Origin of the sequence: Streptomyces sp. NPDC086080 (assembly GCF_044540255.1) — a bacterium.
GTDB lineage: Bacteria > Actinomycetota > Actinomycetes > Streptomycetales > Streptomycetaceae > Streptomyces.
Genome location: NZ_JBITRU010000007.1, coordinates 33,553 through 54,752 on the forward strand (window position 1 = coordinate 33,553; position 21,200 = coordinate 54,752).

Genomic DNA, 21,200 nt, shown 5'->3' on the forward strand with positions numbered 1-21,200 from the left:
CGGAGAACGGGTCGTCGTGGTCCTCGCCGCGGTCCCGGGTGACGGGGCTCCGCCCGTCGGGCTAGCAGCCGGGTTGCGGGGGCGGGCCCGGGGAAGTCCTCGGGGCATGAGATTTCTTGTGCGGGACCGGATCCTGGGGATCGGGGACGACTACTGGATCGAGGACGACCGCGGGAACAAGGTCTTCCTGGTCGACGGCAAGGCCATGCGGCTGCGGGACACCTTCGAGCTGAAGGACACCGAGGGCCGGGTGCTCGTCGACATCCGGCAGAAGATGCTCGCCCTGCGGGACACGATGGTGATCGAGCGCGGGGGCGAGGCGCTGGCGACCGTCCGGCGCAAGCGGCTGTCGCTGCTGCGCAACCACTACCGGGTGGCCCTGGCGGACGGCAGCACCGAGCTGGACGTCAGCGGCCGGATCCTCGACCGGGAGTTCGCCGTCGAGTACGACGGTGAGCTGCTCGCCGTCATCTCACGGCGCCTTCTCACCCTCCGGGACACGTACGGCATCGACGTCGTACGGGAGGACACGGACCCGGCGCTGCTGATCGCGGTGGCGGTGTGCGTGATCCACCTGGCGGAGAAGGAACGGGAGGACGACTAGTGCCGCGGCACTCTGGGGGTCCGGCGGACCAGGCCGGAGGCAGCCGACGGTATCCGGCCGGCTGGGGCGAGTGGGGTCCGGTGCGGCCGCACCGGCGGAGGAAAGCGGCGACGCGGAGCGTCGACAACCGACGACAACGCCGCGGACGGGCGTGCCGACCCCCACGCCCCCCGGCATGATCCGCCGGACACCCCTCAGGGCCGGCGGGCGGGGCGGGCCAGGCCCAGGACGCGGTCCTTCAGGGCCGGGAAGCGCTCGCGGGTGCCCGCCACCGTGGCCGGGTCGAAGTCGACGTCAAGGACTTCCTCCCCGGGGCCCGCCTCCGCCAGGACCTCGCCCCAGGGGTCCACCACGATCGAGTGACCCGCCTGTGGAACCCCGGCGTGTGTCCCGGCCGTTCCACACGCGAGCACGAACGCCTGGTTCTCCACGGCCCGGGCCCGGGCCAGCAGCGTCCAGTGGGACCGGCGGCGCTCCGGCCAGCCCGCCGGGACGACGAAGGTCTCGGCACCGGCGTCGACAAGACCGCGGAAGAGTTCGGGGAAACGGAGGTCGTAGCAGGTGGCCACACCGAGCACGGTGTGCGGAAGGCGGACCGTCACCAGTTCGTCGCCCGCTCCCATCAGAACGGCCTCGCCCTGGTCGAAGCCGAAGCGGTGGATCTTGCGGTAGGCGGCGGCCAGGTCACCGGAGGGGGAGAAGACGAGCGACGTGTTGTAGAGAGGGCCGTCCGGGTCCCGCTCGGGAACGGAACCCGCGTGCAGCCACACGCCCGCCTCGCTCGCGGCCTTGGCCATCGCCTCGTACGTCGGTCCTTCGAGCGGTTCCGCCTCGCCGGCGAACTCCTCGTAGGCGAACGCGCCCGTGGTCCACAGCTCCGGGAGCACGACAAGATCCGCTCCGGCCTGGTCCCGCACCATCGCGGCGACCCGACGCCGGCGCGATTCGACCGTTTCGCCCTCGTTCACGGCGACTTGAAGCAACGAAGCGCGCACACTACCACCGTCCTGGCATTCGACCCGCGCACACGGGCCTACGATCGTCACACGAAAGCACTGCCGGGGTGCCGCTCAGCAGCGTAACTTAGCGACCCGAGACACCCACGCCGTGCAGCCACCGCCCACTGGCACCGCATGCCGCAACCTGCCCGTGTACCGACCGCCGAGGGGTCCCGTTCCGTGAGCCTGCATCCCACCCTCCAGCCCTACGCCGACGCCTGGACCCACTCGATCGAGGCGATATCCGAGCTGGTGCAGCCGCTTCCGGAGGCCGACTGGAACCGGCGGACGCCGTGCCCGGGCTGGTCGGTCCGTGACGTGGTCTCGCACGTCATCGGCCAGGACTCCGAGATGTACGGCGACCCCCGCCCCATCCACAGCCTGCCCCGCGACCTGTTCCACGTCACCAACGACCACCAGCGGTACATGGAGATGCAGGTCGACGTGCGCCGTCACCACACGGCGCCGGAGATGACCTCCGAGCTGGAGCTCATGATCATCCGCCGCAACCGCCAGCTGCGGAACGAGTCGCGCCAGCCCGGTACCAAGGTGCGCGGTCCGCTGAACACGGAGCTGACGCTGGAGGAGTCCATGCGCCGGCACGCCTTCGACGTGTGGGTGCACGAGCAGGATCTGCGCACGGCCCTCGGCCGGCCGGGCAACCTCGACTCCCCCGGCGCGCACGTCGCCCGCGACGTGCTGCTCGCCGCACTGCCGCGCGTGGTCGCCAAGGAGGCGCAGGCCCCCCGCAGCTCGGCCGTGGTCATCGACGTGCACGGCCCGCTGGAGTTCCTGCGCACGATCCGCGTCGACATCCAGGGCCGCGGCACCCTGGAGACGGCCCCGGCCCTGGGCCCCGCCGCCACCCTCACCCTCGACTGGGAGACCTTCGTCCGCCTGACCTGCGGCCGCGTGACCCCGGAGGCGGTGGCGGACCGGGTGAAGACGGAGGGCGACCTGGACCTGGCGGAGGCGATCCTGAGGCACTTCGCGGTCACCCCGTAGCCCCGCGCACATCCGCGGGCAGACGTGCGCCGGGAGTGGGGGAGGCGCCCGGGAGACGCCGGGGCCGCGGCCCCCACCCGGCCCCCGCCCCCGGGCAGCTACACCGGCACGTGCACGGAGGAAACCCGGGACGCCACCAGCCGCTCCCGCTCCCTGCGCACCGCGCGCCCGCGCAGCCGCAGAATCTGCGAGACGCCCAGCGCCTGGAGCACGAACACGGACGAGAAGGCGACGGCGTAGTCGTCATCGGTCGCGTCCAGCAGCACCCCGATCGCGAACAACGTCGTCATGGAGGCGACGAAGCCTCCCATGTTCGTGATCCCCGACGCCGTCCCCTGCCGCTCCGGCGGATTCGCCGGCCGGGCGAAGTCGAACCCGAGCATCGACGCCGGCCCGCAAGCCCCCAGCACCGCGCACAGCACCACCAGCAGCCACATCGGCGCCGTATCCGCCGGCCAGGCCAGCGTCACGGCCCACAGCGACGCCGTCGCACCGACCGTCCCCAGCGCCAGCGGCAGCCGCGCCCCGTGGTGCCGGGCGACGACCTGCCCGTAGACCAGCCCGAAGACCATGGTGGACAGCACCACCAGCGTCAGCAGTTCACCGGCGGCCGCCCGCGACAGCCCCTGCGCCTCGACCAGGAACGGCATGCCCCACAGCAGCAGGAACACCATCGCCGGGAACTGCGTGGTGAAGTGCACCCACAGTCCGAGCCGGGTCCCCGGCTCCCGCCAGGACATGGCGATCTGACGCCGTACATAGGCCGCGCCCCGGTGCAGGACGGGCTCCGGTTCATGCCCCTCGGGATGGTCCTTGAGGAACAGCACCAGCAGCACGAACACCACGACCCCCGCGAGCGCGCTGCCCGCGAACGCGGCCGTCCAGCCGATGCCGTGCAGCAGCCGGGAGAGCACCAGCGTGGAGACGAGGTTGCCCGCCATCCCGGCCAGCCCGGCCATCTGCGCGACCAGCGGCCCGCGGCGGGCCGGGAACCACCGGGTGCCCAGCCGCAGCACGCTGATGAACGTCATCGCGTCACCGCAGCCGAGCAGCGCCCGCGAGGCGAGCGCCATGCCGTACGAGGGGGAGAGGGCGAAGCCGAGCTGCCCGGCCGTGAACAGCACGACGCCGATGCCCAGCACCTTCTTGGTGCCGAGCCGGTCGACCAGCAGCCCGACGGGTATCTGCATACCCGCGTAGACCAGCAGTTGGAGGATGGAGAAGGTGGACAGGGCGGAGGCGCCCACGTCGAAGCGGTCCGCGGCGTCGAGACCGGCCACGCCCAGGGACGTACGGAAGATGACGGCGACGAAGTAGACGGAGACGCCGATCCCCCACACGGCGAGGGCGCGCCGGCCGCCTGGGGGTGCCCCCTCCGGGGGAGGATCCCCGGGAAGCGTGCGGCTCATCGCACCTCGCCCCGGGCCAGGTGGGAGAACCAACCGACATGCCGGCCGACCACCCCGACGGCGGCCTCCGCCTCCCCCGAGCGCAGCGCCCGAAGGATCTCCTCGTGCTCGGCGAGGGTCTTGGCGATGCGGTCGGGGTGGGAGTGCATCACGGCGACGCCCATGCGCAACTGACGGTCCCGGAGCTGGTCGTAGAGGCGGGAGAGGATCTCGTTGCCGCCGCTGCGGACGATCTCGGCGTGGAAGCACCGGTCGGTGACGGCGGCGGCGGCGAAGTCGCCGGCGGCCGCCTGCTCCCGCTGGCGGGCGAGCAGCTGCTCCAGGCGCTCGATGAGACCGGGGGGCGCGGGCACGGCCTTTCTGGCGGCGTGTTCCTCGACGAGCAGCCGGGTCTCCACGACGTCGGCGATCTCCTGCGCGGAGACGGGCAGGACGAGGGCGCCCTTCTTCGGGTAGAGCCTGATCAGCCCCTCGGCCTCCAGCCGCAGCAGCGCCTCGCGCACGGGGGTCCGCGAGACCCCGACGGCGTCGGCCAGCTCACCTTCCGTGAGCAGCGTGCCGCCCTCGTAACGGCGGTCCAGTACGCCCTGCTTGACATGGCTGTAGACGCGCTCGGCGGCGGGCGGCTGCTTCACGGGGGTCGGGCTGGTCATGCGGACAGGATAGATACAACACGTACGCATGGGATCGTACGTCCACCATGCGGACCACCCCGCCCCGCGCGCCCGCCCGTCCTCGTGAGCGAAGAATTCCCTCCGCCCCGAGCGCAACCATCCACCCCCTGAAGGAGTCGGATATATGCGGCCGCCCTGTCGGCCGCTCCTCAACTCTGCCGCACCACCGGGGCATTCAACTCAATCGGGGTACCTCACTTGAATATCGGCATTCAGGGCATCCGCCTCCGCAGAGCCGTCGGCGTCGCCGTGACCACCGGCGCGATGCTGTCGACCGGAGCCCTCTACGCAGCGCCCGCGCAGGCCGCGCCCGTGCAGGCCGCCGCCGTTCCCACGATCGTCGCCAAGGGCGGCTACGTGATGAACAACGCGAACGGCAAGACGCTGTACTACAAGGGCGGTGACACGCGCCGCTCGACCGGTTCGACGACGAAGATCATGACCGCGAAGGTCGTGCTCGCGCAGAAGAACCTGAACCTCAACGCCACGGTCACCATCCAGAAGGCGTACAGCGACTACATCGTGTCGAAGAACGCCTCGTCCGCGCGGCTGATCGTCGGCGACAAGGTCACCGTGCGCCAGCTGCTGTACGGGCTGATGCTGCCGTCCGGCTGCGACGCGGCGTACGCGCTGGCGGACAAGTTCGGCACGGGCAAGACCCGGTCGGCCCGAGTGAAGTCGTTCATCGGCAAGATGAACGCGGACGCCAAGAAGCTGGGCCTGAAGAACACCCACTTCGACTCGTTCGACGGCATCGGGAACGGCAAGAACTACTCCACGCCGCGCGATCTGACGAAGATCGCGAGCAGCGCGATGAAGAACGCGACGTTCCGCGGGATCGTGAAGACGAAGAAGTACACGGCCAAGACGAAGACCAAGACGGGCGGCACCCGCACGATGGCGCCGTGGACCAACACGAACACGCTCCTCAGCAGCTACAGCGGCACGATCGGCGTGAAGACCGGCTCCGGTTCGGTGTCCAAGTACTGCCTGGTCTTCGCCGCAACCCGTAACGGCAAGACGGTCATCGGCACGGTCCTCGCCTCCTCCTCCGCCGCCCAGCGCGAGAAGGACGCGAAGAAGATCCTGAACTACGGCTTCGGCAAGATCTGACGCACGGACGCGACGGGGCCCACCTGCACGGGTGGGCCCCTTTTCCCTGTGGACGGCTGCAACCCCGAGACCGTAACTGGAGGTTACGGTCTCAGCGTTTCCGCAGGCAGACGGCGGTGCCGAGAGTGAGCGGGCCCCTTCCGGGCATGGGCTGCCACATCGCTACGACATCGCCCTCGGCGCGTACGCAGCAGAGCGTTCGACGACGGCGTCCGCAAGGAACGCCGCCCAGGCGGAGGACGCGAGCCGGAGCATCGCCCCGTCGGCATCCTTGGAGTCCCGGACGGCCACGATGCCGGGTATGTTGCGGGCGACTTCGACGCACTCGCCGTGGGCATCGCCGCTGCTGTATGTGGACTTCCTGAAATCGAACTCGGACACGGTGTCCTACGCCCCCTTGCGGATGCCGTCGATGAGTCTGACCGAGTTGCTGTGCGCCAACCCCAGTCGCGTGATGCGGTCGAAGACCGCGCCGTGATGCGCGGCATCAGTCTCACTCTCCAGCCAGACCTTCGTCGACAAGGTATCCACCTGCACCACATCCAGCGCACCGGGCTCCGCGAAGGACACCACAGTGAAGGCACAGGTCATGCCAGGGTGAGCGCCGGCCATGAACGGAACAACCTGCACGCGTACGTTGGGCAGGCTCGCCACCTCCAGCAGATGCTCCAACTGCGCCCGCATGACGTCCCGGCCACCGACCAATTGACGCAAAGCCCCTTCGTGCAGCAATGCCCAGAGTTGCAAAGGACGCTCACCGGTGAGTCTCGCCTGCCGGGCCATCCTCGCCTCGACGAAGGTCTCGATCTCGTCGAGGTCCTGCCAGGCCCCATTGCCGACCGCGAGAGCCCGCGCATAGTCGGCGGTTTGCAAAAGGCCGGGTACGAAGGTCAGTTGCCAGGTGCGAATCTCTGTGGCGATGTCCTCCAGGGCGACGTATTCGATCTGTGCCGTCAGTTGCGGGTACTGGTTCCACCACCCCTTGGCCTTGCGTCGGTCCCTGTCCGCCTTCGCCAGAGCCAGCAGCTTCCCGATCACCGCTTCGTCGTTCTCGCCGTACAAGTGGCACAGTGCCCTGATGTCGGGGTCTCTCATCGGTACTTGACCGCGTTCAATCTTCGCGACCTTGGTGACCGATGCCGTCAGTGCCTCAGCCGCATGTGTCTGACGCAGGTCGCACGCCTCCCGCATCCGCAGCAGCTCCCCGCCGAGCCGTCGCCCCAGCACGGTCGTGATCGTCTTGCCGCGATTAGGATCATTGCCCGCCATCGTGCGTTCCCTCCCGGTCAGTCGCACCAGTCTGGACCTCGGAGCAATCCGTCCACAAACCGGGACAGCAATATTGCTGTCCTGTTCGATTGCTGCCTACCCCCAAAGAGGCTACCTTCAGTACTCAACAAGCCACTCAACGTCACACAAGGGCGGAAGTGCACCGTGCTGCCCTCATCCGCACGGCGGAGCCACCGCCACCCCGCACAAGGAGGTACGCCCTGTGACCGGTCCCTGCCCGTCCCCCGCTTTCGAAGTGAACGGCCGCTACGACACGATCAGCTACACCCCATACCCCCAGAACATCCCGCGCGCCCGCAGGCACGTCGCTCGACTCGTCGCCGGCTGGGGGCACCCCGATGTCGCCGGGGACGCCGCGCTGATCACGAGCGAGTTGTGCACCAACGCCCTGCTGCACGGCTGTTTGCAGGACCGGCTGTTCCGGGTGGAGACCTCCCTCACCGGCGGCGCCCTGCGCATCGCCGTCACGGACCCGAAGGGGGAGCGACCGCCGCAGCGCAGGACCTCGGACCTCGACGCCCAGTTCGGGCGCGGCCTCCTCATCGTCGAAATGGTGGCGGACAAGTGGTCGGTGGAGCGGCTTCGCGTGGGCAAGACGGTGTGGGCCGAACTGACCGTGACGGGGAGGACCGATGCGTAGTCCGCTCAGCCGTCGGCCGACGCACCGCGGCAGTACTGTTGCTCCACGGCGAAGGGAGGCTCGGATGACAGGCGAGTGGCAGGACGCGGTGACCGAGGCGCAAGACACCACCGGGTTCACCGGCAACGTCGTACCCCGCACCGTGGAGGGGATCGGTACGGCTCTCCGCATCGACCGGCGCACCGAGTTCTACGCGGAGCTGAGCGCCCTGGGTGACCCCGGCGGCTTCGACGCATTCCTGAACCACTGGTGGACGCAGGCGCTCGCCGACTCCGCACCGGATGGGGACGCACGCGAGCAGGCCGTCGACTTCGCCGACGTGACCGTCTCCCTGTACGCACGGCTCGTGGAAGGGCCTACGGCGACCCAGGCCGAGATCAACGCCTTCGTCGCGGGAGCCGAGGCCTCATGAGCTACACGATCATCTGGGAGCGGACTGCCTCCGAAGGGCTCAAACGGCTCCGCGCCCGAGACGGCGACGCGGTGAAGCCACTGGTGAAGGCGATCAATGCCCTCGCCGCTGACCCGGAGCCGTCCTCCAGCAGCAAACTCGGCGGCACCAGCCTCCGACGCTTACGGGTGGGGAAGTACCGGGCGACCTATGAAATCGACGGCGGCACCGTCGCCATCAAAATCCTTATGGTGGGCAGTACCGCTCTGTGACAGACCGCAGGATCCGACGTACACGGACGCTCGTCCCTGACTAGGGCGGGGCCCCGGTGTACGTGCTCCATCGGGTCTGAGCGGACCGGCACGGCAGGAGGGGCGTCGCAACCCGAACTTGCGGCGCCCCTCCCGTGGTGAACCTAGTGGTTCCCGGGCGTCACGCCCAGGTGATCAGCCTTTTCGGGTTCTCCAGGATCGCGGCCACGTCGGCCAGGACCTTGGAACCCAGTTCGCCGTCGACCAGACGGTGGTCGAAGGAGAGGGCCAGGGTGGTGACCTGACGGGGCTTCACCTTGCCCTTGTGGACCCACGGCTGGGGCTTGATCGCGCCGACCGCGAGGATCGCCGACTCGCCCTGGTTGAGGATCGGCGTGCCCGTGTCGACGCCGAAGACGCCGACGTTGGTGATCGTGACCGTACCGGCCTGCATCGCGGCGGGTGACGTCTTGCCCTCGCGGGCCGTGGACACCAGTTCGCCCAGGGACTCGGCCAGTTGCGGCAGCGTCTTGGCGTGGGCGTCCTTGATGTTCGGGACGATCAGACCGCGCGGGGTGGCCGCCGCGATGCCCAGGTTGACGTAGTGCTTGACCACGATCTCCTGGGCCGCCTCGTCCCACGACGCGTTGATGTCGGGGTTGCGCCTGATCGCGACCAGCAGGGCCTTCGCGATCAGCAGGAGGGGGTTCACGCGCAGGCCGGTGAACTCCTTGTCCTGTCTGAGCTCCTCCACCAGCTTCATCGTGCGCGTCACGTCCACCGTCACGAACTCCGTGACATGCGGCGCCGTGTACGCCGAACCGACCACCGCCGCCGCCGTCGCCTTGCGGACCCCCCTGATGGGGATACGGGTCTCGCGGGCGGTGTCGTACGACACCGGGGCGGCCGGAGCGGGCACGGGGGTGGGCTGCTCCCGCGGGGCCTCCACCGCGGCCACCGCCGCGTGGACGTCCTCACGGGTGATGATGCCGTCCGGGCCGGTCGGCGTGACCGAGGCCAGGTCGACGCCCAGGTCCTTCGCCAGTTTGCGCACCGGCGGCTTCGCCAGCGGGCGTTCCCGGCCGGCGGCGGCGGCGCCGTGGCCGTTCAGTTCCGGCTGGGCGGCCACCGTCGCCTGCTCGGCAGCGGTGTCCGTGGCCGGCGTCCTGCGGGGGCGGCGGCGGGTCGAGGACGTCGACACCCCGTAGCCGACCAGGACGGGCTTGCGGGCGGCCGGCTTCTCGGCGGGTTCCGCCGGCTCCTCGGCAGGGGCGGGCGCGGGTGCCTCCTCCGCCACCGCGCCGCCCGCGACGGCCACCGCGATGATGGACGTGCCCACATCCACCGTGGTGCCCTCGGGGAAGTGCAGCTCGCGGACCACACCGTCGTAGGGGATGGGCAGTTCGACGGCCGCCTTCGCCGTCTCGACCTCGCACACCACCTGGCCGTCGGTGACGGTGTCACCCGGCTGGACGTACCACTTGAGGATCTCGGCCTCGGTGAGGCCCTCGCCCACGTCCGGCATCTTGAACTCGCGTACGGACGCGTTCGTCATCGTCGTCACGACCCTCTCCTCAGTACGCCAGCGAGCGGTCGACGGCATCGAGCACCCGGTCCAGGTCCGGGAGGTAGGACTCCTCCAGACGGGCCGGCGGGTACGGCGCGTGGTATCCGCCCACCCGCAGGACCGGCGCCTCCAGGTGGTAGAAGCAGCGCTCCGTGATCCGGGCGGCGATCTCCGCGCCGGAACCGAAGAACACCGGTGCCTCGTGGACCACGACCAGCCGGCGGGTCTTCTCCACGGACGCCTGGACGGAGTCGAAGTCGATCGGGGAGACCGAGCGCAGGTCCAGCACCTCCAGAGAGCGGCCCTCCTCGGCCGCCGCGTCGGCGACCTCCCGGCAGAGCTTCACCATCGGGCCGTAGGCGGCGAGGGTGAGGTCCGTGCCCTCGCGCACCACGCGCGCGGTGTGCAGCGGGCCCGGGATGGCATCCGGGTCGACCTCGCCCTTGTCCCAGTAGCGCCGCTTGGGCTCGAAGAAGATCACCGGGTCGTCGCTCTGGATGGCCTGCTGCATCATCCAGTACGCGTCCGACGCGTTCGACGGCGAGACCACCTTCAGGCCCGCCACGTGCGCGAACAGCGACTCCGGGGACTCCGAGTGGTGCTCCACCGCGCCGATGCCGCCGCCGTAGGGGATGCGCACGACGACGGGCATCTTGACCTTGCCCAGCGCACGGGCGTGCATCTTCGCGAGCTGCGTGACGATCTGGTCGTACGCCGGGAAGACGAAGCCGTCGAACTGGATCTCCACCACCGGGCGGTAGCCGCGCAGGGCCAGGCCGATCGCCGTACCGACGATGCCCGACTCGGCGAGCGGGGTGTCGATGACGCGGCTCTCGCCGAAGTCCTTCTGCAGCCCGTCCGTCACCCGGAAGACGCCGCCGAGTTTGCCGACGTCCTCACCCATGACGAGGACCTTCGGGTCCTCCTCCATGGCGCGTCGCAGCGATTCGGTGATCGCCTTGGCCAGGGCCATGCTCGTGGAAGTCATGGTCTCCGCCATGTCACTTACCCCCGTCTTCGTCCGCGAACGACGCCTGGTAGGCGGCGAACTGTGCCCGCTCCTCGTCCACCAGCGCGTGCCCGTCCGCGTACACGTTCTCGAAGATGGCGAAGTGGTCCGGGTCGGGCATGGCACGGACCGCTTCGCGGACCCGCCTGCCCAGCGCCTCGCTCTCGGTCTCCAGTTCCGCGAAGAATCCCTCGTCCGCGTGGTTCGACGACTCCAGATAGCGGCGCAGGCGGAGGATCGGGTCCTTCGCCTCCCAGGCCAGACGCTCCTCGTCACCGCGGTAGCGGGTGGGGTCGTCGGAGGTGGTGTGCGCGCCCATGCGGTACGTGAACGCCTCGACCAGCGTCGGGCCCTCACCCGCGCGGGCCCGCTCCAGGGCCCACTTGGTGACGGCCAGGTTCGCCAGCACGTCGTTGCCGTCCACGCGCACGCCCGGGAAGCCGAAGCCCTGCGCGCGCTGGTACAGCGGCACGCGGGACTGCTTCTCGGTCGGCTCGGAGATCGCCCACTGGTTGTTCTGGCAGAAGAACACCACCGGGGCGTTGTAGACCGCGGAGAAGGTGAAGGCCTCGGCCACGTCGCCCTGGCTCGAGGCACCGTCGCCGAAGTAGGCGATGACGGCACTGTCGGCGCCGTCCTTGGTGATGCCCATCGCGTACCCCGTGGCGTGCAGCGTCTGGGAGCCGATGACGATCGTGTACAGGTGGAAGTTGTTGCCGTTCGGGTCCCAGCCGCCGTTGTTCACACCGCGGAACATGCCGAGCAGGTTGGTCGGGTCCACCCCGCGGCACCACGCGACGCCGTGCTCACGGTAGGTGGGGAAGACGTAGTCGTCGTCGCGCAGCGCCCGGCCGGAGCCGATCTGCGCCGCCTCCTGCCCCAGCAGCGAGGCCCACAGGCCCAGCTCGCCCTGCCGCTGCAGCGAGGTGGCCTCGGCGTCGAAGCGGCGGGTGAGCACCATGTCGCGGTACAGACCGCGCAGCTCGTCGCCGGTGATGCCGTCGACGTACCGGTCGAACTCGGCGTTCTTGACGCGCTTGCCCTCGGGCGTCAGCAGCTGGACGAGGGCGGGCTCGGCGCTCTTCCCTGCGCCGGCGGCCTTCTTGGTGGCGCTGGTGGTGCGTTTGGTGCCGGTGGTGCCGGCCTTGCTTCCGGCGCTGCGTCGCGATGTGCGCGCGGCAGTGCTCTCCACGGTCACGTGTGCTCCTCCGTCGGTCCGGCCCCCGGGGTTGCCGGCAGGCCAGTGCGGCTCACCTGTTACTCGACCACCGGGCACGGGGTGGGTGCCACTCGGCCGGGAACAGGCGTGACAGGTGCCCCGGCGAGCGCCCTGCAAGAGGCACCGTACCCAGTGCATCACATTTCTGGGAAACCCCACCTGACCTGCGATTTTGCTTGGATTTCCAAGTAAATCGGGAAAGGTTGTGAAGGCGCGCTGGTCACAGCCTTGCAGGAGGCCGGAGCAACGGCACGTTATCCCGGGGACCCCGGGCACGGGAAGAGCCGACTTGCGTAACGGCACGGCGTGCCGCCTGGGGTGTCACGGGGTGCACACGGCGAGGTGAGGGGAGCACCGCCGGAGCGGGCGGGCCGGTCAGGTCGCCCCGCCGGCCACTCCGCCCACGTTGGCGCTGCCCGCGTCGGTGCCGCCGGGTCCCGTGCCGCCGTTCTCCGTGCCGCCGTCCTCGGTGCCGCCGGTCTCGGTGCCGCCGGGTCCCGTGCCGCCGTCCTCGGTGCCGCCGGGTCCGGTGCCGCCGTCCTCCGTGCCGTCCGTCTGGGTCGGCTGCGTGGCCGGCGGCGGGGTGCTCGGCTCCTCCGTCTCCGGCTGCGACGGCGTCCAGGTCGGCTCGTACGACGGCTTCCAGTCGCCGTTGCCGCCCGAGCCGCCGCCCGGGTTCGCCTCGGGGTCCGTCGTCTCCTCGGTCGCCTCGCCGCTCGGCGACTCGCTGGTCTTCTCGTCCTCGGTGGTGCGCGAGACGGACGGCGACGGGTCGGTCTTGCCGCCGTCCCCCTTGCCGTCGTCGTTGTTGAGCGCCAGCGCGACACCCGCCACGACGGCGATCACCGCGAGCGCCGCGAGGATCCACAGCTTGCCCCGCCCGCTGCCCTGGTTGCCGCCGCCCTCGAAGCCGCCGTCGTCCCCGCCGCCGTATCCGGCGGGGAGGATCGGCTGCGGGATCACGGTCGTACCGGCGACGTCCGGGTGGGCCGGTGCGGCCGCCCCCGCGAAGCCGGCCGCCGGGGTGCGCGGGCCCTCGTGCAGGTTGACCGGGCCGGTGTTCCAGGTGCCGGTGTGGCCGCCCTGGTCGTAGAGCATCTGCAGCGCGTACTGGACCAGCCCGCGCATCTCCTCGGCCGTCTGGAAACGGTCGTCGGGCTCCTTGGCGAGGGAGCGCATGACCATGCCGTCCAGCTCCGGCGGGCAGGCGTCCGAGGCCTCCGAGGGAGGCGTGGGGATGTCCTGGACGTGCTGGTAGACCACCGACAGCGGCGTCTCACCGGTGAACGGGGGACGCAGCGCCAGCAGTTCGTACATCAGGCAGCCGGTGGCGTACAGGTCGGAGCGGTGGTCGACGGCCTTGCCGAGTGCCTGCTCCGGGGAGAGGTACTGGGGGGTGCCCATGACCATGCCGGTCTGCGTCATCGTCGTGGACGCGCCGTGCAGCGCGCGGGCGATGCCGAAGTCCATCACCTTCACCGCGCCGTTGTGGGTGATGATGACGTTGGCCGGCTTGATGTCACGGTGCACGATGCCGTGCTGGTGGGAGTAGGCGAGCGCCTCCAGCACACCGGAGACGATGATCAGCGCCTGCTCGGGGCCAGGGGCCTCGGCGTTCAGCAGGAGGTCGCGGATGGTGCGGCCCTCGACGATCTCCATCACGATGTAGGGGACCGACTGGCCGCCGATGACGTCCTCGCCGGAGTCGTACACGGCGACGATCGCGTGGTGGTTGAGGCCGGCCACCGACTGCGCCTCGCGTGTGAAGCGCGCCTTCGAGACCGGGTCCTCGGCGAGGTCCGCGCGCAGCAGCTTGACGGCGACCGTGCGGCCGAGACGTACGTCCTCGGCGGCGAAGACCTCCGCCATGCCACCCCGGCCGAGCCGGTGGGTGAGCCGGTACCGGCCGTCGCCCACGAGTCCGCCGTTGCCGAAGTTGTCCGGCGCGTCCGCATTGCCGCCGCCAGTCGCCTCGGGGTCGGACGGGCCCTGAGCGCGCTGCTGCTGTGCCATCGGTCCTCGCCGTCGTTTCTGCCCGCGGTGCGCGGTGTTGTCACGGTCTCCGTCGGCCCACGCTACAGCCTTCGCGCGGGGCGCCGGTCCGAGACGGATCGCCGGGGCCGACACGGGACGGACCGGCCATGAAACCGGTACTCCGTACTGTCGTGCAAATCCCGTGTGCCGGTGGCACGACCGCTGTAACGCTTCCGCGACGCTTCCTTCGCGTACGGTCACGGATCGGGCACCGCGCTTGACGTGTCGGTGGCCTGGGGCAGACTTGGCCGGGAATAGCACTTTCGATCTACGACGAGACCGTCACCGACGGCGGCGCCGGAGAGGCTACGGGGGACGCGGAACATGAGCCAGGACGGCGCACAGGGCCGGCATGCGGGGCGGGCGCTCGCCGGCGGACGCTACCAACTGCGGGACCTGCTCGGCCAGGGCGGCATGGCGTCGGTGTACCTCGCCTACGACAGCGTGCTCGACCGCCAGGTCGCGATCAAGACGTTGCATACGGAACTCGGCCGGGAGCAGGCGTTCCGTGAGCGCTTCCGCCGCGAGGCCCAGTCCGTGGCGAAGCTCACGCACACCAACATCGTCTCGGTCTTCGACACCGGCGAGGACGATGTGGACGGCATGACGACGCCGTACATCGTCATGGAGTACGTCGAGGGCCGCCCGCTGGGGTCCGTGCTCGACGAGGACACCCGGCAGCAGGGCGCGATGCCCGCCGACAAGGCGCTGAAGATCACCGCGGACGTGCTGGCGGCGCTGGAGATCAGCCACGAGATGGGGCTGGTCCACCGGGACATCAAGCCGGGCAACGTGATGATGACCAAGCGCGGTGTGGTCAAGGTGATGGACTTCGGCATCGCCCGCGCCATGCAGTCGGGTGTCACGTCGATGACACAGACCGGCATGGTCGTCGGCACCCCGCAGTACCTCTCCCCGGAGCAGGCGCTCGGCCGGGGAGTGGACGCGCGCTCCGATCTGTACTCGGTCGGCATCATGCTGTTCCAGCTGGTCACCGGGCGGCTGCCGTTCGACGCGGACTCGCCGCTGGCCATCGCGTACGCGCATGTGCAGGAGGAGCCGCCGGTCGCCTCCTCGATCAACCGCTCACTGCCGCCGGCCGTGGACGCGCTGATCGCCCGCGCGCTGAAGAAGAATCCGAACGAGCGTTTCCCCAGCGCGGAGGCGATGCGCGGGGAGTGCCTGCGGGTGGCGCAGTCCGTCAGCCCCGCCCCGCCGAGCATCGTGCCGGGCATGCCGGCGCAGAGCGGCTCGGGGGTCGGCTCCGCGGTGTTCCCTCCGGTGGACCGGGCGACCCCGGCGCCCACGGGCAACGTCCAGACGCCGTACCAGCCGGCCCCGGCGCCGAACCCGTACGGCACTCCGGCCCCGGCCGGCCCGGCCCCGGCGTACGGCTATCCGCAGCACGGCTATCCGCAGCACGGCGGCTATCAGCCGCCCGCCCCGGCGTCGTACGCACCGCAGCAGGGCGCGTCCACCCCGCCGCCGTACAACCTGACGCCGCAGGCGTCCGGGCCGGGCGGCTCGGGCGGCGGGGGCCGGAACAGGCCGGTGATCATCGGCTCGATCGCCGTGTCCGTGCTGGCCGTCGGCGGTCTGATCGCGGCGCTGCTGATGAACGGCGGCGACAAGGAGGACCCGCAGGGCGGCGGTGGCAGCAGCGCCTCGGCGACGCAGGCGGAGGGCTACCGCGGGCCGGACACGTCGAAGACGATCGACGTGGAGGAGTGCGAGGAGCCGAAGGAGTCGTACAACGACCCCGACAAGATCGAGCTCCCCAACTTCCGGTACAAGTACATCGGGTCGGTGAAGGCGTGCCTCCAGGCCGCCGGCTGGGGTGACTTCAAGATCATCGAGGTGGACGAGAACACCTACGGAGAGGGTTCCGTCCGGGAGCAGTTCCCGCCGGCGGGAACGGACGTCGACCCCGAGGAGATGCCGGAGATCACTCTCAAGGTCTCGACGGGCAACCCGCCGTCCTGACCCGGCGGCCGCACACGGCACGACGAAGGGGCCCGGCATCGGATGCCGGGCCCCTTCGGGCTGTTCGAGCCGTTCGGGCTGTTCGGGCTGTTCGGGCTGTTCGGGCTGGGACGGTGGGGCGGCTGTTACAGGTACGGGCCGCCGGAGCGGCCGCCCAGGGGCGGTTCCTCGTGACCGTCGCCGACGCCGGGCGGGAGAGCGCGCCGCATCTGCTCCAGCTGGGCGCGGGCCGCCATCTGCTGGGCGAAGAGCGTGGTCTGGATCCCGTGGAAGAGGCCCTCCAGCCAGCCCACCAGCTGGGCCTGCGCGATCCGCAGTTCGGCGTCGCTCGGGGTGGCCTCCTCCGTGAAGGGCAGGGAGAGCCGCTCCAGCTCCTCGACCAGCTCCGGGGCCAGACCGTCCTCCAGCTCCTTCACCGAGCTGGAGTGGATCTCCTTGAGCCTGACCCGGCTGGCCTCGTCCAGAGGAGCCGCCCGTACCTCCTCCAGCAGCTGCTTGATCATGCTGCCGATCCGCATCACCTTCGCCGGCTGCTCCACCTGCTCCGTCACCGGGGTCTCGCGGGAGTCCTCGTCTCCGGTGCCGCCGCTGAGCGCCATGCCGTCCTGGCCGACCACCAGGATCTGCGGATTCTCCGGCGACCGTTCGTTCCTCGGCATCTCCATGCCGTCATTGTCGCGCACGCCCGCGGTCCGCCTCGGGGGCGCCCCCGGAAGTCGCGGCGGACCGGGGGATCCACCTGACGGACGTATCCGGAATGCCGGGATCACTCCGTGATGCGAGGCTGTTCGGCGTCCATCCGGCCCATCTTGCCGACGGTGCGACCGAGCACCGGACGGCGCGGGAGGTCACGGTCGTGGCTCCATGGCTGCGTGTAGTGGGGGCGACGGTTGTTCTGGGAGCGGGGGCGGCGGTGATGCCGTACGCCCCGGTCAGCGGGCCGCCAGGCCTCACCGGCCCCGCCGGTACGGCGAAGACGACGGCGGTGGCGGCCGCGGCGGTGGGATACGGGGCCTCGGGGGTCGACGCCGGCCCGGTATTCGGTTCGCCCTCCCCCGACGCCTCGCGCTCGTCGTCACCGTCGTCACCGTCGTCGCCGACGGCGGCCGCACCCTCCGAGCGGCCGTCGCGGGCCGGGAGCCGGCAGGGTGAGAGCCGGGAGCGGCCGAGACGGCACGAGCCCGCCGAGGAGGCGCGCGAACACGAACGGGAGCGGCGGGGCGAGCCGGACACCGGTGACGAACCCGGGCCACCGCACGCGCCGCGGCGGCGGGGCGAGGCGGAGGCAGAGGTGCCCCGGGCGCCCGACGCCGCGGACACCGCTCCGGAGGCGCCGGCCTCCCCGGCGGCGGTGCCGGTGCCCTCCACGTCGTCGAAGGCGGCGGCGCCCAACGCGGTGGCGAGCACCGAGCCCGTCCCGCGCATCCTTCCGCTCGGCAGCGGCCTGGTCCTGATCGGCCTCGGCTTCGGCCTCGCCTTCATCGCCCTGCGGATGCGGCAGGCCCAGGGCTGAGAACCGCCCCCGCGGGGGGAGCGGACCGACCCGGCCCCCGACCGGCAGCACGGGCAGCACGGGCACCGACCCCGCACGCTCCGCTCCGGAGCTCACCTCCATCCACCCGCCCCTGCGTCCCACCCCGGGCCGAGCACCACGCCCCGCCCAACAGACCCACCCGACCCCCGGCACAAGACCCGAGGCCCCAGCACCGACCCCACCCGCCCCGCTCCCGACCCCACCCACGCCTGACGCACGCCCCCGGCACAAAGCCCGAGGCCCCAGCACCGACCCCACCCTCACCGCTACAGACCCCACCCACACCCATCCACGCCTGACGCACGCCCCCGGGCCGAGCACCACGCCCCGCCCAACAGACCCACCCGGCCCCCCGGCACAAGACCCGAGGCCCCGGCACCGATCCCACCCACGCCTGTCCCACACCCCGGCCGAGCACCCCCGCCCCTGCCCAGCCGACCGCGACCCGGCCGATGGCCCCGGGCCACCGGCCCCATCCGCATCCGCCCGCCCCTGCGCCGCGCCCCAGGCCAAGCACCCCGCCCCCTCCGGCCGACCGCGACCCGGCCGGAGGGAGCCCCGGGGCAGGGAGCCGTGCCTCAGCGGAGTGGAACGGGGGCGGTGACGGTGCGGGGTGTGGGCGGGGGGCGGTGGATGGTGTGGCTGGTCCGGGAGAGGGGGAGGCCCGTGCCGCCGTGACGGGCGGCCACGATCTCCGCCGCGATGGACAGGGCCGTCTCCTCGGGCGTGCGCGCGGCCAGGTCGAGACCGATCGGGGAGCGCAGCCGGGCGAGGGCCGCCTCGGGGACGCCCGCCTCGCGCAGCCGCGCCGTGCGCTCCCGGTGCGTGCGGCGCGAGCCCATCGCGCCGACGTAGCCGACCGGGAGGCGCAGCGCCAGCTCCAGGAGCGGTACGTCGAACTTCGCGTCGTGGGTCAGGACGCACACGGCGGTACGGGCGTCGAGGCGGCCCGCCCGCGCCTCGGCGTCCAGATAGCGGTGCGGCCAGTCCGTGACGATCTCGTCCGCACCGGGGAAACGTTCCGCCGTCGTGAAGACGGGGCGGGCGTCGCACACGGTGACGTGGCAGCCCAGGAACCGCCCGGCCCGCACCAGAGCTGCGGCGAAGTCGATCGCGCCGAAGACCAGCAGCCGCGGGGGCGCGGCCGCCGACTCCACGAACAGGGTGACCGGCTCACCGCACACCCCGCCCTGGGTGCCGATGACCACGTCGGCCGTACGCCCCTGTGCGAGCAGCGCCGCCGCCTCGCCCGCCGCGGTGGCGTCGAGGGCGGGGGCCCCGCCCAGGGTGCCGTCGAAGGTCCCGTCGGGCCACACGGCGAGGGCACCGCGGCCGAGCAGTTCCGCGGGTCCGTCGGTGACCGACGCGAAGGCGACGGGGCGTCCGCCGGCCACGGCGTCCGCCGCGGCGGCGAGGGCCGGCCGGGCGGGGTGTCCGCGCGGCACCGGCACGACCAGGACGTCCAGCACACCCCCGCAGGTGAGCCCCACGGCGAAGGCGTCGTCGTCGCTGTAGCCGAAGCGGTGGCGCACCGCGTCGCCGCTCGCCAGGGTCTCCAGGCACAGTTCGTACACCGCGCCCTCGACACAGCCGCCCGAGACGCTGCCGAGCGCCGTGCCGGTGCCGGCCACGGCCAGGGCCGCCCCGGGGGGCCTGGGGGCGCTGCCGGTCACCGAGACGACCGTGGCGAGCGCGAAGTCCGTTTCCGCCGCGCACCACGCGCGTAGTTCGGATGCGATGTCCAGCACGGCTCGACCTGCTCTCTCAGGACTCTCAGGAAGTGAACTCGCGCAGCCGGTGGGCCTGCGGGAAGGGTGCGCGGGAGGCCTGGACGCTCAGCGGGGCGGGGCGCCGCGGCTGCCCCAGGGGCCCCACCGCAGGGCGTGCGTCCGCCGGGGCCGCGGGGACCGGGTCACCGTGGACCCGGCCCACGGTGACCGGACCGGACGCCGGCACGCCCGCCGTACGGATGGCCGCCGTACGGACGGCCGCCGTACGGACGGCGCGGCGGGTCCCGCCGGTGGGCTCGGTCCTGGCCGGTGGCGGCTCGGCGAACTTCTGTCCCCGTAACGCAAGCAGCGTGGCCGCATGGGCCACGCTGGAGAGGGTCATGTGATGGTGCCAGCCCCGGAAGGACCGGCCCTCGAAGTCTCGGATGCCCACCCCCTCACACACCTCGTCGAAGTCGAGCGCGACCCGGTCGGTCAGCCTCGCCAGCAGGAACAACTGGGCCAGCGGCAGATCCTGGATGTTGGTGGCCCAGAACTCCGACGGCAGCGGACTGCCCACCTCCGCCCACGCCCCGAACAGCGTCATCGGCACCGGTGCGGCGGCCGGCTGCTCCTCGCCCGGTGGCGCGAGCACGCACGCCGAGGCCAGCGGCGTGACAACGTCGTCGGACCTGCCGTGCCTGCGCCACTCGACCAGGCGGCGCTGCGAGCGCAGCGAGTCGATCACCTCGCGCGCGGACGTGGCGTACAGGCCCGGCTTGCGACGGGCCGCCGTGGCGAGGGCGACCGGCAGCGAGCCGTCCACCCGCAGCACGCAGGGAATGCCGGCCGAGGTGAACGTCTCCATCGTCTCCGCCAGTTCGGCGTTGGAGACCTCCATGACGACCGGACGCAGCTGCAACTGCCAGGTGTCCGCCATCCGCAGCACCGTCTGCACGGCATCCTGCGCCGGGGTGCGCGAACGCACCGCGTCGGGGATACCGGCGCTGCGCCGGCGCAGCAGCTCCGTCGTCCAGGGGCCGGGCAGCGAGAGGCTCCACTCGACGGGGAAGCCCGCCTCACCGGCGACCAGCCAGACCCCGGCGGCCTGCTGGCAGTTGGCCATACGGCCCAGCTGCGGGACGAACTGCCGGCCCACCCCCACCGAGCGGTCCCCGGCCTTCTCGATGACCACCGGCTGCACCACCCACGCCAGCGGACGCTGCACGCCGCGCTCGATGTGCTGGGCCAGGGAGCGGCGCACCGGCGTCCAGTCCCAGGGCGACTTGCTGATGAACTGCTGAAGGCTCTGCTCCACCGAGCCGGCGTCGGCCCCGGCGATGTTGCGAATGGTCTTCTTGCCGGAGGCCGACAGAAGACCATTCAAATACACCCGCGCCCATTTTCTCTGGTCGCGCCTCGGCAGTGATTCGAAGAGCAGAGAAATCACTTCGTCGAGAAGTGCGGAAAGCTCCCTCTTCGAGTTCGCATGGAGCGTATTGCTCTGCATCTACGCCTCCCCCGTGAACTGCTTGCCGTGTGACCCTACTTGACCTAATGCCACAGCCGTAGAGGGCCGCATCGACTTCCTGAGGTCACCCCCCGGCCGGTCTGTCACCCCAAAGAAAGTCAAAGTCTCGCTCCGGGGCACGGCCGGGGGGCGAAGCGGAAAAGCGCTTTCCGATCTTGCCGGTCAACTCTGGCCTGGCACGACGGCGGCACCGGCGCCGCGCCGCGCGGCGAGGACGGCAAGCGGCGAAGGAGAGCCAT

At 71.2% G+C, this 21,200-nt stretch carries 20 protein-coding genes; 8 read left to right on the forward strand and 12 right to left on the reverse strand.

Going from position 1 to position 21,200, the window contains the following annotated elements; translation table 11 throughout:
* Positions 1–106: 106 nt before the first annotated feature.
* Positions 107–604, forward strand: coding sequence for an LURP-one-related/scramblase family protein (locus ACIF9R_RS10985; protein ID WP_399977366.1), 498 nt, complete (start codon positions 107–109; stop codon positions 602–604).
* Between the two features lie 194 nt (positions 605–798).
* On the opposite strand, the gene ACIF9R_RS10990 is transcribed toward ACIF9R_RS10985, so the two are convergent.
* Positions 799–1,599 (reverse strand): carbon-nitrogen family hydrolase, encoded by an 801-nt coding sequence (locus ACIF9R_RS10990; RefSeq protein WP_399977369.1) that lies wholly within the window; start codon positions 1,597–1,599, stop codon positions 799–801.
* Positions 1,600–1,782: 183 nt separating this feature from the next.
* Between ACIF9R_RS10990 and ACIF9R_RS10995 the strand changes: the two genes are divergently transcribed.
* Complete coding sequence (locus ACIF9R_RS10995; RefSeq protein WP_399977372.1) at positions 1,783–2,607, forward strand: maleylpyruvate isomerase family mycothiol-dependent enzyme; 825 nt, start codon at positions 1,783–1,785, stop codon at positions 2,605–2,607.
* Between the two features lie 98 nt (positions 2,608–2,705).
* On the opposite strand, the gene ACIF9R_RS11000 is transcribed toward ACIF9R_RS10995, so the two are convergent.
* Positions 2,706–4,016 (reverse strand): nitrate/nitrite transporter, encoded by a 1,311-nt coding sequence (locus ACIF9R_RS11000; protein ID WP_399977374.1) that lies wholly within the window; start codon positions 4,014–4,016, stop codon positions 2,706–2,708.
* Positions 4,013–4,669, reverse strand: coding sequence for a GntR family transcriptional regulator (locus tag ACIF9R_RS11005; protein ID WP_399977377.1), 657 nt, complete (start codon positions 4,667–4,669; stop codon positions 4,013–4,015). Before ACIF9R_RS11005 ends, ACIF9R_RS11000 begins: the two co-directional genes overlap by 4 nt.
* Positions 4,670–4,888: 219 nt before the next feature.
* Here ACIF9R_RS11005 and ACIF9R_RS11010 point away from each other — a divergent pair, with 219 nt between their 5' ends.
* A complete protein-coding gene (locus tag ACIF9R_RS11010) occupies positions 4,889–5,803 on the forward strand; it encodes a D-alanyl-D-alanine carboxypeptidase family protein (RefSeq protein ID WP_399977379.1) in 915 nt (304 codons plus the stop codon).
* A gap of 162 nt (positions 5,804–5,965) precedes the next feature.
* Here the strand turns inward: ACIF9R_RS11010 and ACIF9R_RS11015 are convergent, their stop codons facing one another.
* Positions 5,966–6,184 carry a DUF397 domain-containing protein gene (locus ACIF9R_RS11015; protein ID WP_399977381.1) on the reverse strand — a complete coding sequence of 73 codons (219 nt, stop codon included), beginning with the start codon at positions 6,182–6,184 and terminating at the stop codon, positions 5,966–5,968.
* 6 nt (positions 6,185–6,190) lie between these two features.
* The gene (locus ACIF9R_RS11020) at positions 6,191–7,072 is read right to left on the reverse strand and encodes a helix-turn-helix domain-containing protein (protein ID WP_399977384.1); all 882 of its coding nucleotides are present in this window, start codon (positions 7,070–7,072) and stop codon (positions 6,191–6,193) included.
* A 223-nt stretch (positions 7,073–7,295) separates the two neighbouring features.
* Between ACIF9R_RS11020 and ACIF9R_RS11025 the strand changes: the two genes are divergently transcribed.
* The 3 genes from ACIF9R_RS11025 (at position 7,296) to ACIF9R_RS11035 (ending at position 8,396) form a co-directional block, all read left to right on the forward strand.
* Complete coding sequence (locus ACIF9R_RS11025; RefSeq protein ID WP_399977387.1) at positions 7,296–7,733, forward strand: ATP-binding protein; 438 nt, start codon at positions 7,296–7,298, stop codon at positions 7,731–7,733.
* Positions 7,734–7,797: 64 nt separating this feature from the next.
* Positions 7,798–8,145 (forward strand): hypothetical protein, encoded by a 348-nt coding sequence (locus ACIF9R_RS11030; RefSeq protein ID WP_399977390.1) that lies wholly within the window; start codon positions 7,798–7,800, stop codon positions 8,143–8,145.
* Complete coding sequence (locus ACIF9R_RS11035) at positions 8,142–8,396, forward strand: type II toxin-antitoxin system RelE/ParE family toxin (protein ID WP_399977393.1); 255 nt, start codon at positions 8,142–8,144, stop codon at positions 8,394–8,396. Before ACIF9R_RS11030 ends, ACIF9R_RS11035 begins: the two co-directional genes overlap by 4 nt.
* 160 nt (positions 8,397–8,556) lie before the next feature.
* On the opposite strand, the gene ACIF9R_RS11040 is transcribed toward ACIF9R_RS11035, so the two are convergent.
* From ACIF9R_RS11040 to ACIF9R_RS11055, 4 genes are all read right to left on the reverse strand, one after another.
* Positions 8,557–9,939 (reverse strand): dihydrolipoamide acetyltransferase family protein, encoded by a 1,383-nt coding sequence (locus ACIF9R_RS11040; RefSeq protein ID WP_399977395.1) that lies wholly within the window; start codon positions 9,937–9,939, stop codon positions 8,557–8,559.
* 10 nt (positions 9,940–9,949) lie between these two features.
* Complete coding sequence (locus ACIF9R_RS11045; RefSeq protein WP_399977902.1) at positions 9,950–10,915, reverse strand: alpha-ketoacid dehydrogenase subunit beta; 966 nt, start codon at positions 10,913–10,915, stop codon at positions 9,950–9,952.
* A 28-nt stretch (positions 10,916–10,943) separates the two neighbouring features.
* Entirely contained in the window at positions 10,944–12,149 is a 1,206-nt protein-coding gene (gene pdhA / locus ACIF9R_RS11050; RefSeq protein ID WP_399977397.1) for a pyruvate dehydrogenase (acetyl-transferring) E1 component subunit alpha, read from the reverse strand.
* A gap of 396 nt (positions 12,150–12,545) precedes the next feature.
* Entirely contained in the window at positions 12,546–14,183 is a 1,638-nt protein-coding gene (locus tag ACIF9R_RS11055) for a protein kinase (RefSeq protein WP_399977399.1), read from the reverse strand.
* 345 nt (positions 14,184–14,528) lie between these two features.
* Between ACIF9R_RS11055 and ACIF9R_RS11060 the strand changes: the two genes are divergently transcribed.
* Entirely contained in the window at positions 14,529–16,187 is a 1,659-nt protein-coding gene (locus tag ACIF9R_RS11060) for a protein kinase (protein WP_399977402.1), read from the forward strand.
* 125 nt (positions 16,188–16,312) lie between these two features.
* On the opposite strand, the gene ACIF9R_RS11065 is transcribed toward ACIF9R_RS11060, so the two are convergent.
* Positions 16,313–16,852, reverse strand: a complete 540-nt coding sequence (locus tag ACIF9R_RS11065; protein ID WP_399977404.1) for a bacterial proteasome activator family protein — start codon at positions 16,850–16,852, stop codon at positions 16,313–16,315.
* Positions 16,853–16,944: 92 nt separating this feature from the next.
* On the opposite strand from ACIF9R_RS11065, the gene ACIF9R_RS11070 reads away from it, so the two are divergent.
* Positions 16,945–17,700 (forward strand): hypothetical protein, encoded by a 756-nt coding sequence (locus ACIF9R_RS11070; protein ID WP_399977406.1) that lies wholly within the window; start codon positions 16,945–16,947, stop codon positions 17,698–17,700.
* 599 nt (positions 17,701–18,299) lie between these two features.
* On the opposite strand, the gene ACIF9R_RS11075 is transcribed toward ACIF9R_RS11070, so the two are convergent.
* A complete protein-coding gene (locus ACIF9R_RS11075; RefSeq protein WP_399977408.1) occupies positions 18,300–19,469 on the reverse strand; it encodes an XdhC family protein in 1,170 nt (389 codons plus the stop codon).
* Between the two features lie 25 nt (positions 19,470–19,494).
* The gene (locus ACIF9R_RS11080; RefSeq protein WP_399977411.1) at positions 19,495–20,940 is read right to left on the reverse strand and encodes an IS701 family transposase; all 1,446 of its coding nucleotides are present in this window, start codon (positions 20,938–20,940) and stop codon (positions 19,495–19,497) included.
* Positions 20,941–21,200: the final 260 nt, after the last annotated feature.

Excerpts from the sequence above, each read along its gene's own strand:
- ACIF9R_RS10985 (WP_399977366.1), top strand. The coding sequence starts at position 107 with ATGAGATTTCTTGTGCGGGACCGGATCCTGGGGATCGGGGACGACTAC.
- ACIF9R_RS11000 (WP_399977374.1), bottom strand. The coding sequence starts at position 4,016 with ATGAGCCGCACGCTTCCCGGGGATCCTCCCCCGGAGGGGGCACCCCCA.
- ACIF9R_RS11005 (WP_399977377.1), bottom strand. The coding sequence starts at position 4,669 with ATGACCAGCCCGACCCCCGTGAAGCAGCCGCCCGCCGCCGAGCGCGTC.
- ACIF9R_RS11020 (WP_399977384.1), bottom strand. The coding sequence starts at position 7,072 with ATGGCGGGCAATGATCCTAATCGCGGCAAGACGATCACGACCGTGCTG.
- ACIF9R_RS11030 (WP_399977390.1), top strand. The coding sequence starts at position 7,798 with ATGACAGGCGAGTGGCAGGACGCGGTGACCGAGGCGCAAGACACCACC.
- ACIF9R_RS11035 (WP_399977393.1), top strand. The coding sequence starts at position 8,142 with ATGAGCTACACGATCATCTGGGAGCGGACTGCCTCCGAAGGGCTCAAA.
- ACIF9R_RS11045 (WP_399977902.1), bottom strand. The coding sequence starts at position 10,915 with ATGGCCCTGGCCAAGGCGATCACCGAATCGCTGCGACGCGCCATGGAG.
- ACIF9R_RS11055 (WP_399977399.1), bottom strand. The coding sequence starts at position 14,183 with ATGGCACAGCAGCAGCGCGCTCAGGGCCCGTCCGACCCCGAGGCGACT.
- ACIF9R_RS11060 (WP_399977402.1), top strand. The coding sequence starts at position 14,529 with ATGAGCCAGGACGGCGCACAGGGCCGGCATGCGGGGCGGGCGCTCGCC.
- ACIF9R_RS11065 (WP_399977404.1), bottom strand. The coding sequence starts at position 16,852 with ATGGAGATGCCGAGGAACGAACGGTCGCCGGAGAATCCGCAGATCCTG.
- ACIF9R_RS11070 (WP_399977406.1), top strand. The coding sequence starts at position 16,945 with ATGCCGGGATCACTCCGTGATGCGAGGCTGTTCGGCGTCCATCCGGCC.
- ACIF9R_RS11080 (WP_399977411.1), bottom strand. The coding sequence starts at position 20,940 with ATGCAGAGCAATACGCTCCATGCGAACTCGAAGAGGGAGCTTTCCGCA.